Source organism: Bacillus alkalicellulosilyticus (assembly GCF_002019795.1).
Classification (GTDB): Bacteria; Bacillota; Bacilli; order Bacillales; family Bacillaceae_F; genus Bacillus_AO; species Bacillus_AO alkalicellulosilyticum.
Genome location: NZ_KV917381.1, coordinates 2001873 through 2017919, shown reverse-complemented (window position 1 = coordinate 2017919; position 16047 = coordinate 2001873). Strand labels below are relative to the sequence as shown.

Annotated in this window: 18 protein-coding genes; 3 read left to right on the top strand and 15 right to left on the bottom strand. The window is 37.3% G+C overall.

The features are described 5' to 3' along the window. Positions 1–16: 16 nt before the first annotated feature. The 11 genes from BK585_RS10300 to BK585_RS10250 form a co-directional block, all read right to left on the bottom strand. Positions 17–1057, bottom strand: coding sequence for a homoserine dehydrogenase (locus BK585_RS10300; RefSeq protein WP_078553367.1), 1041 nt, complete (start codon positions 1055–1057; stop codon positions 17–19). A 10-nt stretch (positions 1058–1067) separates the two neighbouring features. Further along, positions 1068–2267: a M20 metallopeptidase family protein gene (locus BK585_RS10295; RefSeq protein WP_078553366.1), complete on the bottom strand. Its 1200-nt coding sequence runs from the start codon at positions 2265–2267 to the stop codon at positions 1068–1070. Positions 2268–2294: 27 nt separating this feature from the next. Then, on the bottom strand, positions 2295–3485 hold the full coding sequence (locus BK585_RS10290) for a cystathionine gamma-synthase family protein (RefSeq protein ID WP_078553365.1): 1191 nt from the start codon (positions 3483–3485) through the stop codon (positions 2295–2297). A 21-nt stretch (positions 3486–3506) separates the two neighbouring features. Next, the gene (locus tag BK585_RS10285) at positions 3507–4721 is read right to left on the bottom strand and encodes a M24 family metallopeptidase (protein ID WP_078553364.1); all 1215 of its coding nucleotides are present in this window, start codon (positions 4719–4721) and stop codon (positions 3507–3509) included. Positions 4722–4921: 200 nt separating this feature from the next. Further along, positions 4922–5176: a hypothetical protein gene (locus tag BK585_RS10280; RefSeq protein ID WP_078553363.1), complete on the bottom strand. Its 255-nt coding sequence runs from the start codon at positions 5174–5176 to the stop codon at positions 4922–4924. A 273-nt stretch (positions 5177–5449) separates the two neighbouring features. Continuing rightward, positions 5450–7144, bottom strand: a complete 1695-nt coding sequence (locus BK585_RS10275; protein ID WP_078553362.1) for a PucR family transcriptional regulator — start codon at positions 7142–7144, stop codon at positions 5450–5452. Between the two features lie 82 nt (positions 7145–7226). Then, complete coding sequence (gene kapB, locus BK585_RS10270) at positions 7227–7610, bottom strand: kinase-associated lipoprotein KapB (RefSeq protein WP_078553361.1); 384 nt, start codon at positions 7608–7610, stop codon at positions 7227–7229. Positions 7611–7656: 46 nt separating this feature from the next. Continuing rightward, complete coding sequence (locus tag BK585_RS10265) at positions 7657–7836, bottom strand: hypothetical protein (RefSeq protein ID WP_078553360.1); 180 nt, start codon at positions 7834–7836, stop codon at positions 7657–7659. Positions 7837–7851: 15 nt separating this feature from the next. Then, positions 7852–8025: a hypothetical protein gene (locus BK585_RS10260; RefSeq protein ID WP_245805814.1), complete on the bottom strand. Its 174-nt coding sequence runs from the start codon at positions 8023–8025 to the stop codon at positions 7852–7854. Positions 8026–8196: 171 nt separating this feature from the next. Next, the gene (locus BK585_RS10255) at positions 8197–8529 is read right to left on the bottom strand and encodes a hypothetical protein (protein ID WP_078553358.1); all 333 of its coding nucleotides are present in this window, start codon (positions 8527–8529) and stop codon (positions 8197–8199) included. Positions 8530–8715: 186 nt separating this feature from the next. After that, positions 8716–9309 carry a hypothetical protein gene (locus BK585_RS10250; RefSeq protein ID WP_078553357.1) on the bottom strand — a complete coding sequence of 198 codons (594 nt, stop codon included), beginning with the start codon at positions 9307–9309 and terminating at the stop codon, positions 8716–8718. Positions 9310–9580: 271 nt separating this feature from the next. Between BK585_RS10250 and BK585_RS10245 the strand changes: the two genes are divergently transcribed. Beyond that, complete coding sequence (locus tag BK585_RS10245) at positions 9581–10033, top strand: DinB family protein (protein ID WP_078553356.1); 453 nt, start codon at positions 9581–9583, stop codon at positions 10031–10033. A 204-nt stretch (positions 10034–10237) separates the two neighbouring features. Beyond that, complete coding sequence (locus BK585_RS10240; RefSeq protein WP_170885532.1) at positions 10238–10705, top strand: VanZ family protein; 468 nt, start codon at positions 10238–10240, stop codon at positions 10703–10705. 222 nt (positions 10706–10927) lie between these two features. On the opposite strand, the gene hepT is transcribed toward BK585_RS10240, so the two are convergent. From hepT to BK585_RS10225, 3 genes are all read right to left on the bottom strand, one after another. Further along, positions 10928–11335 carry a type VII toxin-antitoxin system HepT family RNase toxin gene (gene hepT, locus BK585_RS10235; RefSeq protein WP_078553354.1) on the bottom strand — a complete coding sequence of 136 codons (408 nt, stop codon included), beginning with the start codon at positions 11333–11335 and terminating at the stop codon, positions 10928–10930. Beyond that, positions 11325–11729, bottom strand: a complete 405-nt coding sequence (mntA, locus tag BK585_RS10230) for a type VII toxin-antitoxin system MntA family adenylyltransferase antitoxin (RefSeq protein ID WP_078553353.1) — start codon at positions 11727–11729, stop codon at positions 11325–11327. Before mntA ends, hepT begins: the two co-directional genes overlap by 11 nt. 78 nt (positions 11730–11807) lie before the next feature. After that, on the bottom strand, positions 11808–12431 hold the full coding sequence (locus tag BK585_RS10225) for a YpjP family protein (RefSeq protein WP_078553352.1): 624 nt from the start codon (positions 12429–12431) through the stop codon (positions 11808–11810). 647 nt (positions 12432–13078) lie between these two features. On the opposite strand from BK585_RS10225, the gene BK585_RS10220 reads away from it, so the two are divergent. Then, positions 13079–14374 (top strand): hypothetical protein, encoded by a 1296-nt coding sequence (locus tag BK585_RS10220; RefSeq protein WP_078553351.1) that lies wholly within the window; start codon positions 13079–13081, stop codon positions 14372–14374. 91 nt (positions 14375–14465) lie between these two features. Here the strand turns inward: BK585_RS10220 and BK585_RS10215 are convergent, their stop codons facing one another. After that, positions 14466–15953: a glutamate synthase subunit beta gene (locus tag BK585_RS10215; protein WP_078553350.1), complete on the bottom strand. Its 1488-nt coding sequence runs from the start codon at positions 15951–15953 to the stop codon at positions 14466–14468. Between the last annotated feature and the right edge of the window lie 94 nt (positions 15954–16047).

The following is a 16047-nucleotide window of genomic DNA, read 5'->3' as shown; positions in this document are numbered from 1 at the left end:
CCCCTCCTTTCAAAGATTATAAATGGTTCCGATAAATATTAAGCAAGTCAATTAAGAGAGAATATCCTGTTTCGAGTCGCCCGGCACCGGCACCTGTTAAGGTAATCGGACCAGCTAAATCACAATCAAAGGTAACGGCATTTAGAGCTCCATACACTGAAGCTAATGGGTCAGTTGCTTCTACCTTTTCTGGAGCGACAGTAGCCTTAATGGAACTGCCTTCTTTTTTTATTTTGGAAAGAAGCTTAAAACGATATCCTTCTTTAGCCGCTTCTTCAATATCCTCTTTCGTAATATGGGTAATCCCTTGACACGATACATCCTCAACTTTTAACGGTGTGTTCATGATCTTTTGAGCTAAAATAACAACTTTGTATCTCGCGTCATAGCCTTCCACATCACTCGTTGGATCCGCTTCGGCATATCCTTTATCCTGTGCTTCTTTTAGGGCCTCTTCAAATGAAAGCCCTTCTTCCATCTTCGTTAAGATATAATTGGTTGTGCCATTTAAGATACCTCGAATTTCTGTGATTTCATTTCCAGCTAGAGCCGCTAGTGGCATCCGTAATGCAGGTGTTCCACTCATAACCGTTCCTTCAAAGCCCCAACGAACATCATTCTTTTTAGCTAATTGAGATAATTCCTCAAAGGCTAGTGCGACGGGTCCCTTGTTACTCATGACAACATGCTTTCCCGCTTCAAATGCGGCCTTACAATGATCAATCGCGGGTTGACCTGTCTTGACATCCGTAAATGTCACTTCAACTATCGCTTCGGCATTTGTTTCTTTTATCGTTTGAAAACTATCTTTTCCTCGAATCAAGCCGGTCGTATCTGGATAAGCATCTAATGTGCCATCTTCCTTAACTGCTTTCAACGCTTGTGCGATATCAAGACCCTCGGGATGATAAATCGAGCCCTTCATTACATCTGAAATGGCCACGATTACGGCTTCAAAACCGGTTTCTTCTCGCAGTTGTTTCTCTTTTTCTAGCAAAATTTCTGCTAGCCCTTGACCAACTGTTCCAAACCCTAACAATGCTAGTTTTTGTGTCATTGCAACCTCCTTACCGAGTTGGTTGTAAATATTGAGTAGCCAGGAAAGACATAATCGCCACCCCTTTTGCTAAACAACCTTCGTCTATATCAAAAATAGGCGTGTGTAAATCCCGTTGAATATCGCCTTGCTGTCGACAACCAAGAAAGAACATTGCACTTGGAAGCCTTTCACTGATATAGCCAAAATCTTCTCCTCCTAAGCCAAACGGTTCTCGCACAATCTCATCGTTTGGATACAATGCTGATATGGCATCGGTGATATATTGGTTCATCTGCAAATCATTCATTAACGCAGGCTCGCCGTAATTGATGGTCACTTCTGCCTCTCCACCTAAGCTATCAACGATCGAAAAGGCTTTTTTAACTTCGTCCGTTAGTTGCTCTCGTACTTTTTTGGAATAACTCCGAATCGTACCATCAATTTGAATCATTGCTGGAATGACATTGTCACTTTTTCCTGCTTCTATTCTTCCGACACTTACGACAGCTTCCTCTAACGGAGAAATTCTGCGTGAAACGATACTATATAAAACATTTAACACCTGGTTCGCCATCCATATCGGGTCTGTTCCTAAATTTGGATAAGCGCTATGCCCTCCACTGCCATGGATTTCCGCTTGAAAGACATCAACATTGGCCATACTTGGTCCATCATGAACCTGATGATGTCCAACGTGTAACCACGGACACATATGCAAAGCTACTGCTCCATCGACATCATCAAGGACACCATTTCTTATCAGATGCTGAGCTCCTGATAACCCTTGGTCATCCGTTGTTTCCTCGGCTGGTTGGAAGAGAAATTTCACTGTTCCTTCAAACTCTCCATCTTGCATTATTTTCGATAAAACGGTCGCAGCACCTAACAAAATTGCTGTGTGGGCATCATGACCACAAGCGTGCATGATGCCTTTATGTTTCGATGCATAATTGACGTTATTTTCCTCTTGGATGGGAAGTGCATCCATATCTGCTCGAAGTGCTAAGGTAGGTCCCTCACCATTGCTAATGGTACCAATGACAGCTGTATTCCCTGACTTTTTCTCTACTTTCATCCCTGGTAGCTTTTCAAGAACCTGACAAACATACTGTGACGTTTTTGTTTCCTGAAAACTAAGTTCAGGATGTTGATGAAAATGTCGTCTCCAACTGATTAATTGCGACTCTAGTTCATTTGCCATTGCTATAATTTTTTTATGATATGTCATCTGCATCCCTCCAATCTAGCAAGGACTTTATTCGTCTTCAAATGCCTGCTTGAAGTCTGCGATAATATCTTCACTATCTTCAATTCCGCAAGACACCCGAATCAAACCTTCGGGAATTCCCATAGCCGCACGTTCTTCCGGTGTACACTCGACATGACTTGTCGTTCTTGCTGGCCCTACAGTTGTTTCCACAGCACCGAGATTCGCGGCTCTATTTGCAAACTGAAGTTTTGGAAGAACAACTCGAACTGTATCCACTCCACCTTTTACAGAAAAGCTTAACATTGCTCCAAACCCTTTCATCTGCTCTTTGGCGATATGATGATTTGGATGTGTTTCTAACCCTGGATAAAAGACATCATCTACGATATCTATCGATTGCAAGTAGGCCGCTAGAGCATGAGCATTTTCTTCTGCTTTTTTCATTCGTAATTGCAATGTTTTCATTCCACGAAGAAGAAGATATGCTGCCCATGGGTCCATAGTTGCGCCGTTAATTTCACGGTAATGATAGATTTGTTCGACGAGTTCCTTTTCTTTCCCAACGACTACTCCACCAAGTGCATCGGCATGACCCCCAAGGAACTTTGTCGCACTATGAATGACGAGGTCCGCTCCTAGGGCAAGTGGGTTTTGGTTAACGGGTGTAGCAAACGTATTATCAACTATCACCAACGCATCAACCGCTTTTCCCGCTTTTGCCATTCTCGCAATGTCCGTTATCTTCACCGTTGGATTTGTCGGCGTTTCTAAATAAAGAATCTTACATCCTTTCGCTACTTCTCTTTCAATTGCCTCATGATCGCCAGTGGCACATAATACGACTTCGACTTGTTGTCTTGGAAGGAACTCTGTAAAAATTTTATTCGTCCCACCATACGTATCTTTAATCGATACGATTCGGTCACCTGGAGTTAAAAAAGTATAAAGTGTATTACTAATAGCAGCCATTCCTGTAGAAAAACTAGTTGCTGCTTCAGCCCCCTCTAGCAATTTCACTTTATCCTCAAATGCCTGCACCGTCGGATTTGTGTTGCGCCCGTAAATGTGGCCTTTCTTTCGGCCAATCGCCACATCATACCATTCATCCATGTCGTCGTAGCCAAAGGCGACACTTGGAATGACAGGAACCTGTGTAGCTCCATGAACCAAATATTCTTCTTCCCCTGCCCAAACTGATTTTGTTCCCATTGAAGCGTTTTCGAAGTTTTTTGTCATGATTGATTCCTCCCTATTCGTTTAAGCTCCCATGCCGCCTCTCCAGCATGGTTTTTTGTTTTTACCATCTTTAATAAAGAGCTCTCTTGGAAAAGAAGCTAACACTTCACATCCTGTATCTGTAACTCGAAACGATTCACTTAACTCGACACCAAAGTCCTCATACCATATCCCAGGAATCATATGAAACGTCATATTCGGCTTAAGGATGGTATAATCTCCTTGCCTCAAACTCGCCGTATGCTCTCCCCAATCAGGAGGATAGTTTAATCCGACGGAGTACCCTAACCGAGAATCTTTTTTATAGCCTTGTTTCTCTATTGTTTTGCGCCAAACGGCTTCTACTTCCTCACAGGTCATGCCCGGTTTGACTGAATCCAATGCAGCATTAATACCTTCAATGACGACCTTCGCAAGGTCACTTATTTTTTCATCTGGTTTGCCAATGCATATCGTCCGTGCCATCGGAGAGTGATAGCGTTTATAGCATCCAGCAAGCTCCAATGTTACGGTTGTGCCATCCCTATACTTGCAATCGCTCCATGTCATGTGTGGAGCTCCTGTTTTATCACCAGAAGGCATCAAAGGAACAATGGCTGGATAATCCCCACCAAATTCAGGCGTTCCTTTAATTTGTGCTTCATAAATTTTAGCAGCTACATCGCACTCACGGACACCCGCTTCAATGGCATCAATGCCTTTTGCCATCGCTCCTTCTACGATTTTTGCAGCCCTCTTCATATATTCAATTTCTTGGTCTGATTTAATAATTCGCACCCAATTGACTAGATTCGTAGAATCTTTGAACGTCGCATTTGGAAGACCCGTTAGTAATTGTTGAAAACATTTTGCTGTAAAATAATACTGGTCCATTTCCACGCCTATCGTCCGATGACTTTGCCCAATTTCATTTAAAATATTTGCCACAAAATCCATAGGGTGCTTTATCGTAGAATGGACATAGTCATCCGGATACGGAATAATATTTTCTTGATAAAGCCAACTCGTCATCTTCGCCACATTCGCATCCATTCCACGCCCAATCCAGATTGGCTGATCCTCATCAATGATTACAATGAGTAACTGGTGAACATAAAATGACCATCCGTCATAGCCAGAAAGGTAATTCATATTGGCTGGGTCTGTCACCAACAACACTTCAACCCCTTCGGACTGCATCCGCTCTTTTGTTTTTTGGACTCTCTCCATAAACTCCAATGAAGAAAATGTCGTCATTTTTGTTACACCCCTTTCTGCCTTTGATTACGTTATACTGTCATCATATTCAATTCTGAATACCATGAATATCCACCAACATGTATGAATTTATGATACGATTATTAGTCACCTTTCGTTTTTTTGTCATAAAATCATACAAAAAAACCTAAGGTTATAGGTCTCTACCCATAATCTTAGGTTCATTAACATGTGTGGTTCTATGCTTTGACATGCCCACGGCTATGTTGCATCGCCACAGAAATTTCAAAATAGCTTTGGTCATCCTCATATATTCGGTCGACAATAATTAAAACGTCTTCAAACGCTACCGAGTGATTTGTCGTTCCGTTTTTTATCATATTATCGATCATTTTTTCAATTTCTTTATTAATCTTTCCGTTTAATTGCTCTTCTGTTATTCGTTTACCTCGATCACATTCGTGAAAACCTTCTGGGTACTTTGGTATTTGCATGATATAGGCCTCCTAATTGCTTCAACTCGCTCCTATGTAATCATATACGTTTTTCGCTAAGATTCGCAAGTGATAATTGCGGGAAATTCTGCTTAATCTACAGGATGATAAAAAAGCCTGGTACATTTTTTTGTACAAGGCTTCTAAGTGCAGTAATATGATTGTGTCATTTTTAATTTACGGTACCGGTTTTAACTTCCAGACTTCATATCGGGAATGTATTTTTTTTCACTACCGTTTTCAGCTGTCAGCCTTCATTTCGGGAATGTATTTCTACTTCTCCTTTTTCACCTGCTGTAAAGCCCATAGCTTCATGCTTAAATTTAATAAAAACATATGATCTGGGTCCACTAGGGATAGCCCCGTTAATGATTCAATCTTACGGAGGCGATACAACAATGACTGCCTGTGCAACGATAAAGCTCTTGCTGTTTTACTCACATTGCACTGGTTCTCATTAAAAGTGGCGATCGTTTCAATTAATTCCATATGGCGTGTTTCCTCGTACTCTACAAGAGGTTCAATTGTTTGCTGAGCAATTTCACATATCTCCTCATTGGTCGCCAGCGACAGTAGCGCTCTTTCCATTTTCGTATCAAGGAAATGGACACGACTGCCTATACCTTTTTGCGTTCTCCCAATATCTAACGCTAACTTTGCATCGATATAGCTACCATGAAACAGTTTCGTCTCTTTATGAAGTCGACCGATCCCCCAGGTTAAAACAACTTCAGGCAACAGGTGTTTCATCCGCCTGTCTAGTAAATCAAGAAAATGATTTACAGTCTCTTCTGGTTGGTCACTAACCTCTAAGAAAATCACGAGTTGTTCGCTTTGATAGGTCACCATTGTTTTTTTATGCAATGACTCCCCGGCATACATAATTTCTTCTTTAATATAGTGAATCATACTTGATTCCCACTGCTCATAGGAAGAAGAACTTTGTTTTCGTTTTTCAAATAATTCAGTTAAATTTTCAGGCGACCCGACAATACATACATACTTCGACTCAAGGACATACCCTAGCAATCTTGCTCGTTCTCGAACCTTTTCAATTGAATCAAACACATCTTTTGTTAAACTCCACACAAAGTCATCTCGTAATCTCATTTCTGTTTCTTCAATGGCATTTTCACGTAAAAACCAAAGAGCCGAAGCGGTGACCGCATGTTCTAATACATTAACTACCGTGTTTGTAAGTCTCGGACTTTGATTAACTGAAACGACAAACAAGTACCCTTGGATTCGTTGTTGTTCTTGGAAAATAGGAAGTTGAATGAGCGTTTCTCGCTCTTCCACAATCTTTTTGATTTTCGTATGAAGCGGATGGTGAGTATCTGTATCTTCCCCATTTTTGGGAGCGGGGACGATGTGCTGGGCGACTTTTTCATTCCAACTTTCAAAAAAACTACGGTTTGTTTGACTAGATCCTTTAATCATCCCTTTACTGTCTGTAATGACAACTTGATAATCAAGTTGTTTCGCAACGTACTTTGCAACCTTTGTTAAATTTTCCCCACGCAAAATCATAGATAATAGCTGTTGTTGTACATTCTCAGATACTTTGTATTGATTTTGCTGGCGCTTGGTTAGCTCTTGCATGACTTCATGAGAAATATCTGCGAACCGAACTTCCCACGGAATCTCAATAATAGGCAACTGATGCTTCTCAGCTAAACAAACAATTTCAGGTGGGATGTCGAAAATATACCGACCCGTTGCAATCGCTAAGGCTGACGCTTCCGATTCAATGACATCACAGACAAATTGTTCAAATGAATCCATATCATTCGCACAACCAATGCCCGTCGTTAACACAAGCTCGTTTTTCCGCACGAAATTTTCCACTGGTGTCTCTGTGACAGATACCCATTCCACCGTTCGCGCACCTAAAAAGTCTGTGGCTGTCCGTACTTTCGCATCCAGGAGTGTCTCAAATTTCATCACATCTTCAACCGTAAGTTGCATGGTCACCCCTACCTCCTTACAAAAAATCATTCCATTTCAAAAGAAAAGAAGGTCACAATGATGCTGACCTTCTCGTTGTCTGTTATCCAAAATAATCTTTCTTTAATTCCAACAGTTGCAAAACAGACTGTTTCGACCAGCTATCGTCCTTATCCTTCACATCTGCTAAAACTTTGTCAAAGGCCACTTGCAGCGACTCTTTGTAATCGACTATCTCTCCATCATAAGGCTTTACCGTTGAAAGAGGTGCATATACTTTCTCATACTGTGCTAGCGCTTTTCGTTGGTGAAAGAATACACCGTCACCTTGTTTCGGATTATGAAGATCCCCTTGTTGAGGGTGCTTAATCACCGAAACCACTTTTATGAGCGCTTTGTTTTCTTCAGCCTTTACCTCCAACAGTTCACCTACATATATACCCGTTTTATAGCTCGCTCTAACATGAGAACCAACAGTCCATTCCAAATACAATACTCCTCCTTACATAATATGACACTAAAGCTTATCTTATTTATATAAAAGTAAACATCGTCGCAACATATATAATAACACTGATAAACCCAATGACAAGAAATGTAACACCCGCTCTAATCTTTTGTTTCATTAAAAAGAAAATACCTAATCCTCCAAGTGTACCTGTCAGAAGGAAAAAGAAAATTCCTGTCAGCACGATGATAATATCTTGATCCATAGTTATCCCCCCTGACTATAATCCTGGAATGAGTTTTAAGAACAGTGACCATAAAAATTCAGACTTCGGCACAAAATATGTTTCAGCAAATGCCCCCAATGATTCCGAATCTGTTAACGTGTCGATAATGACAAACGTAAATGTAATAAAAATAGAAAAAATAGATAATGCCAAAATAACAACTAACAACGCGATATATCCCCCCACAAGAAACAGTGGGTATTTAACAAACGGTTTCCGCAAATATTCCTTCATCTATCTCTGTCCTTTCAAGGCTTTCTTTATAATCATGACTCTTCTATCGTACCAAAAATAATTGCTCACAAATCGCCTCTTTTCGAACAAATGATGAAATATTCTTTACTCCAAGCCAAGTTTAGTTAAGATTTTATCAATCGGTACTCCTTCTTTTGTACTAACATCGCTAAAATCATACTTCGACAAATCAATAAGCTTGTCCTCTACTACTTCTTTTTCAACTTCCTCTTCTATAGGCTCTTCAATTATGTTTTTTTCTTCGGTACGTACATACTGCCCAAGGTCAATGACAACATCCTCAGGTGAGATCGCAGTATCTTCTTTTTCCACCGTCATTTCAGGGTCACCAATTGAAATCAATGTAAAAATAACGGCAACCCACACGATGACCATAATAAATGAGGATACTCCGATGATAAGCCACTGCTTCCCCATATAACGGCCCCCTGTCTTATTTACTATATGATTAGTATAGCAATAAATCAGAAAAGATTGTAGATAAAAGTAAGTTTATGTTGATACAAATCAAAAACTACCTTTAAGGATGAACACAACGTAATAAAAGAGGTTTAGATTTTATTCTAAACCCCTTGATAAAATATGATATAAAATTACAGTGACTTATCCATTTATTACATATTGGTTTTTTTCATCTTCTGAAGTTTCATTACTTATAATTTGTACCTTTAACCCACCAAAGAATTTTGATAGTGTATTATAAATAAATGCAACTAACATTCCAATCAAGCCTGTAATCAGCGAGAAAAAAATGCCGATAAATAGTAATGGAATACCCGCTACTATTGGAAACGCACCTATGATACCACCTATTAGAACAACCAAACCTCCTAAAATATAAAAAAACGATGGAATGATAGAAAAATAAATAACCGACTTAAACGCGCTTATGATTTTAACCTCTGTAATTTCAATATTTTTCATACTGTCTTCCCCCCTATTGGTTGTTTCATTAACTTTTACTTCTAGTCTTCCAAAACGTGTACTACAAAGGTTATAGCATAAAGCACCAATACATCCACTCAATCCAAAAAAAATAGGAAATGTAAGTAAGACAGGAAGCACATTGGAAAAATTTCGAACCTCACTGGGGTCAACATAAGCTCCAAATAAAGCCACTCCCGACAAAATGATAGAAAGATAAATACCGACTTTACATGCACTTAACGCTTTAATGCTACGAATTGAAATAACCATAAAACCCTCCTTCTACAACAGGTATTATCTTTGACTTCACACAAAGAGTGTAAGAAAGGATAAGATAATTTGTTAACGAGTTACTTATTAACAAATTATTCCCTTGGATAATATTTCTAATAAACTATAAGACAACCATTCATAATTCACAATATATTTTTACATTTATTTGGATATTCTCCCCTCATAGATTAAGAACGAATGTTCCTTTCTAGTTTTAATTTGTGATATTATAAGAATAGGGATATTAGAAAAGGTGAGGTGGAGTTAATTGAATAAAACATTACGTCAATATGAAAATATGGTTGCTACTATTTTGGAATTAAAAGAAATACCAGAAGGAATACTAACTGAGCCGATGAAAGAAGGAAAGTGGTCAATTATAGAAGTTGTGGGACACCTTTATTATTGGGATAAATTCAATCTTGAAAAAATGGTACCATATATGGTTGAAGAAGCTGACTTAGTACCTTTTCCAGATCATGACCAACATAACGAGGAGGCAATGTCTTATATTGCAGACCTTTCAGTTGAAACTGTTATTGAGCGTTTTGTACAAACGAGGAAAACCCTTATTGAAAAATTAGCAGAGATCAACAAAGATGTTAGATTTACTATTGGCGGCAAGAAAAGAAAGTTCTCAGGAGAAAGTTTTATAAAAATATTCGTAAAGCACGATGAGCATCATATAAATCAAATCCATGACAAATTACGAGATAGATAGCATTTTTTCATGTTGTGATTAAGCAAATTTCTTAGGTTTTGATACATATAAAGGAAGGATAATCTCTAATAGATGAGCTTAATATTAGTATACTTAAAAGAAATGATAAATTTCATGGTGATTGGGTGGGTTTTCTACATCTTGATAAGACTAATAATCATCATGGTAAAAAAGATTAATATAGTTTGGAGAAGAGAGATAATAATGTCTATTTTTGTAGCTTATATAATAGGATTATTTTCTCAAACGATACTGCCTAATTGGGTGTTTGGTATTGATAGTTTTACTGGGGAGATTATTTTTGATATGCATTTTAGTAATGACCTTTCAACAGTAAATTTAATACCATTTGCATCTTTATTTCACTACTTATATATAACTAACGATGCAGTTAGCAATTGGGACTCTGTATCAAAGTTGAATATACTAGCAAATTTATTGTTATTTTTTCCGATGGGTTTTTTATTACCTTTAATTTGGAAGAATCTAAGGTCTTTTAAAATAGTAATAACATTAGGATTTATTTTTGTTACTACCATTGAAGTTATACAGGCTTTCATTGGTCGTAGTTCCGATATTGATGATGTTATATTAAATGTAAGTAGCATTGCAATCGGATATGGTGTTTTTATTTGCGTTAATCATTTTCTGAAGAGAGGAAAAATAAAGTAAGAGGGGAGTTACCCTCTGACCCTAACACTATTGACCTACGATTTCGAATAAACAATTTTGCTTTTCCTGATGTAAAGCTTGATAACTGAGGTATCGGCTTTTGAGCCTTTGATTTAACCTTTATTGGTTGACAAGGGCTCTATCTACCTATTCTAGCTCCTCTTCATTAAAGCCTGTTCTAACTCAGGCTAGTTCAATATAATTTTAAGAATAAATACAACATTATAGTTTCAAGAGAATGGTTTTTGTATACTCCGTGAAATCTCCTAGATGATTCTCAAGTATTTTTTGTAAAATTTCTAAATTAATGTCTTGGTAGGCATGAACTGCAATATTTCTAAACCCAACCATTGCTTTCATCTTAGTAGAAAGTGAAACGGATAGAATTCCATTCTCCTCTAAAATAGAAAAAGCATCTCTACTTTTTTGAGGAAGGCCTAGCTTTTCCTGAGCTACTATATGCATCGCCAAGTCAATACTTGCTTCACAAGCACGCTGAAGATTTAAAACGATGGAATCCTGCTTGGTGAAATTAATTAAATTCGACGGGTTATCTTCATATTCCTCGTGAATTCGTTTTAAACATCTTTCAATAATACTAACTTTATTTAAAATGACTTCACTTTTCATAGACAGACCCGCTTTCTTCAATTCTTTTTAAGATAGGTGCACGTTCTTCATTTAACTTGGCATACATCTTCAATACTTTCATTTCAAAGAGGGCTTTTTTATGTTCATCCGTACAATAAATTACTTTTCCCGTATGTACAATTTCTGCTTGAAACACTGTGTTCGCAGCATGTAAATCGATTAAATCTACATCTTGATTTAACACAGAAGCCAGTTCTTGAGCTATCATAAATAGCTGATATTTATCCATTTTTTTATCGGTTAAAAAAGCAATATCAATATCACTTTCTCTATGTGTATAGCCGTTAGCCGTTGAGCCAAATAAAACAATTAAAAATGGAGACACTTTTTCGATTAAATGAGTGATTACTAATTCTTTTTCTTTATCATTCAATTTTTACCCCTCCATTTTTCTTTTATTATAACAAGTATACTAAGTAAAAAAAAGAAACTGCCGATTTCGCAGTTCCTTTTATGCTTGCCATAATGGCGGTGTATTTTTGTCCCAGTATATTTTTCCGAGATTGTAATGCTCTTCAAAGTTATCGTCTTTCATATGATAGTGAAAATCAAACCAATAGCCTTGACGAGGTGGGTTTTCACGACGAACATGAAATCGAACGATGTCATTTCCATCTCTCTCATCATACACGTGCATAATTTTCTCCCCGTTGCCTCCTGCTGGTGTGTTCGACACTTTAATAAAATGTAAATCTTCGGGGTCGACGTCTTGAGTTATGTTTTCAATCACATCATAAAACTTAGGTAAAATCGATTCCTCGTAATCACTCGCAATTCGCTCTGAAATTTTTGGTCCAAATTTCAAAAGTCCTTGCAAATAGGCATGTTGAATTGTTTCTTGTAAAAAGGCATCTGTTTTAAAGACATCTTTATATGTGAGACCTTCATCAAAAGCAGGATCAATGTATCCGTAGCTTTGCTGAAGTTGTATTTTTTTAGGTTTATCAGGAAGTTCAGACTTCGATGCTGGACTATGGTCGGTTTCATGCGCTTTTGTGATCCCAACTGGCATTGTTAACCCTAACGTAACAATTGCAGTTGTGACTAAAGTCGCCCGTTTGAGCCATAAATACATATACGGTTCTCTCCTTTAATTTATTTATTCCATTCTCTCATGAAATCACTTACATTACCATTACAAACTAGTAACAAAATACTAAAAAATTATGGTTTATGTCTAAAAAACTATATAACAGTTATACGTAAGTTAAGGGATAGTGGTTTCAATTAAAATATAAATTATTGAACCAGTTCTTTAATTTGATTTCGTTTTTAGTTTCAAACCCTACTCAATATTCCGTCTACAAGAATAATATAATAAAAGTATTTACTTTGTTTCTATACAACCATTACGTGTAGCCTCCGAAATAAAATGGCAGATTACCGAACAAATAGGGCGGTGTCCTGAAATGTCACTTATATTATAATTTTATTGTATTATGAATTTCATAATATAATATAATATAAAATTTGGAGGAATTGTTATCAGCTTTGTTAGTATGGATGAAAAACAATTATTGTCGATTAACGGAGGGCTTGCTGCAACAAGACAACTTATGGCCTTCGCTGCAGCTGCAAGTGGTACAAGCTTGACCGTTAATAATATTAAGAATCAAACAAAATGCAATTTTTGTATTCAAGTCAACATTAATAAGTAATAGTAAAGAAAAAGAGCTCAGTCCACGTGATATGAGCTCTTTCACCTATAAAGGGGGAAGTGGATTGAAGAAATATTCACCTATTTTTGCAATTTGTATCTTTGTGGTATTCCTAGTGCTGCAATCACTATTGCATATAGAAAACAAAAAAATACTAAAGTACTTAGATGACTACTCTTCTCCATTAACCCTTGGCCACTATCATGATTATAATGGATTGTCTTTATTAAAAAATGACCTTATTCAATCTCAAATCTTTCTTTCAGGAGAGTACCACGGAACTCAGTTGAACAATGATGTAAGGTTAAAATTATTAACCTATTTACATCAAAATTCCGAACAACTCATTTACCTTGCTGAATGGCCTTATTCATTTACTGAATTAGTTAACATTTACCTTGATACAGGTAATGAAAGCATTATTAATCATTTATTTTCGTTTTTAGAGGGGACGTTTTTATATTCAAATGAAGATTATGAATTCATAAAGAAAGTGTATGACTACAATCAAGCATATACTCTTGAAAACCAAATCAGATTTAAAGGAATAGATATTGAATATGATTACATTGCTTTTTTCTATTTATCATCATTAGTATCGCAACATCCTCATCAGGAATTTGGTCCAATCATATTAAGATTAACACAATATGCAAAACAACAATCCAAACGTTCTTTTTCAGAAGAAGAAATCCGTTTTATTGATGAATTGTATCAAGATTTACAAGATAATCGTGACATTTATGAAAATAAATTAGGTGAAGATTATTTCTCGTATTCTTTCACTCTTTCTAATTTATATCACGGAACCCAGCTTTACTATGAATATTATGAAAAAGATCAAAAGAAGTTTTTTATACAAAGAGAAAAAAAGAAATATCGCAATTTTAAAGCTCTCTTTAATCTAAACCAATTTGCCAACTATTATGGTCAATTTGGAAGTGTGCACATTCATCAACAAAAATATAGAGATTATGAATTTTCAAAAGATGACTATCGTCTTGCTCACATGATTAATGAATATCCCCCATTGAAAAATAAAGTGACATCTATTGTAATAACGTATGAAGATTCGTTTGTTTTAGATGTTACGGGAAAGAATGAAAAAGGTTTCTCCTTTAAAACAAATTATAACCAAAAGCATTTTACTACCATCAACAAAGACCATACAGCTGTTATGTATAAACTAAATGGAAACAATTCACCCTTTGATAAAAAGAGACTTATCCTCAAAAATGGTGATAGTGTCACAACCGATTATTTTCAATATGTAATACATCTCCGAAACTCACAGGCCACAACACTTTTTCAAAAAAACAGTGAATTACCCTCTAATATTAATTGGTCTGATATCCGATAGTATGTATAGAATGAGGTAGTATTTTCATGTTTTCAAAACAAAAAAAATAAAGACTGAGAAAGGTGATTCACCTCTCTCAGTCTGTTTTTATTTATGGCAATAATGTACTTCCCATTAAATATTTATCACATTCTCTTGCTGCTTCACGACCTTCATGGATAGCCCATACGATTAAGCTTTGACCACGACGGTTGTCTCCTGCAGCAAATACTCCTTTAACGCTCGTTTCATATTTACCATACTCGGCTTTAATGTTAGAGCGATTATCGGTTTGTAATTCAAGTTGACGAATGATTTCTTGTTCTGGTCCTGTAAATCCAACAGCTAGGAATACGAGTTGCGCTGGCCATACTTGCTCAGTTCCAGGAATGACAGTACGAACTTTGTTTCCTTTTGCATCAAAGCTAGTTTCTACTGCAACAGTATGAACCTCTTTTACATTCCCTTCCTCATCTCCAACAAATTTTGTTGTCATAACTTGGTAAGCACGAGGATCTTTTCCAAACACGGCCATTGCTTCTTTATGACCATCTTCATGGTGATGAACGATTGGGAATAATGGCCATGGGTTGTTATCGCTTCTTTCTGCTCCACGCTCACGGTTAATGTCAAACTGAGTGATGCTCTTAGCTCCGTGACGAACAGATGTTGTAATACAGTCTACTCCAGTGTCTCCTCCACCAATAACAACTACTTCTTTTCCTTCAGCTGAAATATAGTTTCCGTCTTCGTGGTTAGAATCTAGTAAACTTTTTGTATTTTGGTGTAAAAACTCCATCGCAAAGTGAATGCCTTTTAATTCACGACCTTCTACTTCTACCTCACGAGGTTTCGTAGCGCCTGTACAAAGAATAACCGCATCGAAATCTTCATGAAGTTTTGAAACTGGAATGTCTTTTCCGATTTCTGTGTTCGTAACAAATGTAATCCCTTCTGCTTCTAAAATATCAAGACGGCGCTTGATCGTTTGATACGCTAGTTTAACATCTGGAATACCATATGTTAATAGTCCACCGATACGGTCTGCTCGCTCATACACCGTTACGAAATGACCTGCTTTATTTAATTGAGCAGCCGCTGCTAATCCAGCTGGTCCTGATCCTACGATTGCTACTTTTTTACCAGTACGTTTCTTAGGTGGATTTGGAACAATCCAACCTTCCTGGAAGCCACGTTCTACGATGCTGTACTCGATGTTTTTAATCGTAACTGCATCACCGTCAAGTGCTACTGTACAAGAACCTTCACATGGAGCTGGGCATACACGACCTGTAAACTCAGGAAAGTTATTTGTTTTATGAAGACGCGCTAACGCTTCCTTCCATTTATTACGGTAAATTAAATCATTCCATTCTGGAATTAAGTTATAAACTGGGCATCCCATTTCACCAGAACCGTCCATCGTTGTACCCGTTTGACAGAATGGCACACCACAGTCCATACAACGTGCACCTTGTTTTTGTAATTCTTGCTCTGGTAATAATAGTTGAAACTCTTTCCAATTTTTTGTACGTTCGAACGGATCACGCTTAGGAGCATTTACACGTTCATACTCCATAAATCCTGTTGGTTTCCCCATGCTTCCTCACTCCTAAACTCACTATTTTCATGATGTAGACACTGTCTGTCTCCACTATGGTAGAGGTGGGGAAACCCACCTCTATTTCTCTATA

Coding starts and splice junctions, on each gene's coding strand:
- BK585_RS10280 (WP_078553363.1), bottom strand. CDS start 5,176: ATGCAAATACCAAAGTACCCAGAAGGTTTTCACGAATGTGATCGAGGT.
- BK585_RS10250 (WP_078553357.1), bottom strand. CDS start 9,309: ATGGTTATTTCAATTCGTAGCATTAAAGCGTTAAGTGCATGTAAAGTC.
- BK585_RS10285 (WP_078553364.1), bottom strand. CDS start 4,721: ATGACGACATTTTCTTCATTGGAGTTTATGGAGAGAGTCCAAAAAACA.
- BK585_RS10290 (WP_078553365.1), bottom strand. CDS start 3,485: ATGACAAAAAACTTCGAAAACGCTTCAATGGGAACAAAATCAGTTTGG.
- BK585_RS10225 (WP_078553352.1), bottom strand. CDS start 12,431: ATGTATTTATGGCTCAAACGGGCGACTTTAGTCACAACTGCAATTGTT.
- BK585_RS10295 (WP_078553366.1), bottom strand. CDS start 2,267: ATGACATATCATAAAAAAATTATAGCAATGGCAAATGAACTAGAGTCG.
- BK585_RS10265 (WP_078553360.1), bottom strand. CDS start 7,836: ATGGATCAAGATATTATCATCGTGCTGACAGGAATTTTCTTTTTCCTT.
- BK585_RS10240 (WP_170885532.1), top strand. CDS start 10,238: ATGTCTATTTTTGTAGCTTATATAATAGGATTATTTTCTCAAACGATA.
- hepT (WP_078553354.1), bottom strand. CDS start 11,335: ATGAAAAGTGAAGTCATTTTAAATAAAGTTAGTATTATTGAAAGATGT.
- BK585_RS10255 (WP_078553358.1), bottom strand. CDS start 8,529: ATGGGGAAGCAGTGGCTTATCATCGGAGTATCCTCATTTATTATGGTC.
- BK585_RS10300 (WP_078553367.1), bottom strand. CDS start 1,057: ATGACACAAAAACTAGCATTGTTAGGGTTTGGAACAGTTGGTCAAGGG.
- BK585_RS10275 (WP_078553362.1), bottom strand. CDS start 7,144: ATGCAACTTACGGTTGAAGATGTGATGAAATTTGAGACACTCCTGGAT.
- BK585_RS10215 (WP_078553350.1), bottom strand. CDS start 15,953: ATGGGGAAACCAACAGGATTTATGGAGTATGAACGTGTAAATGCTCCT.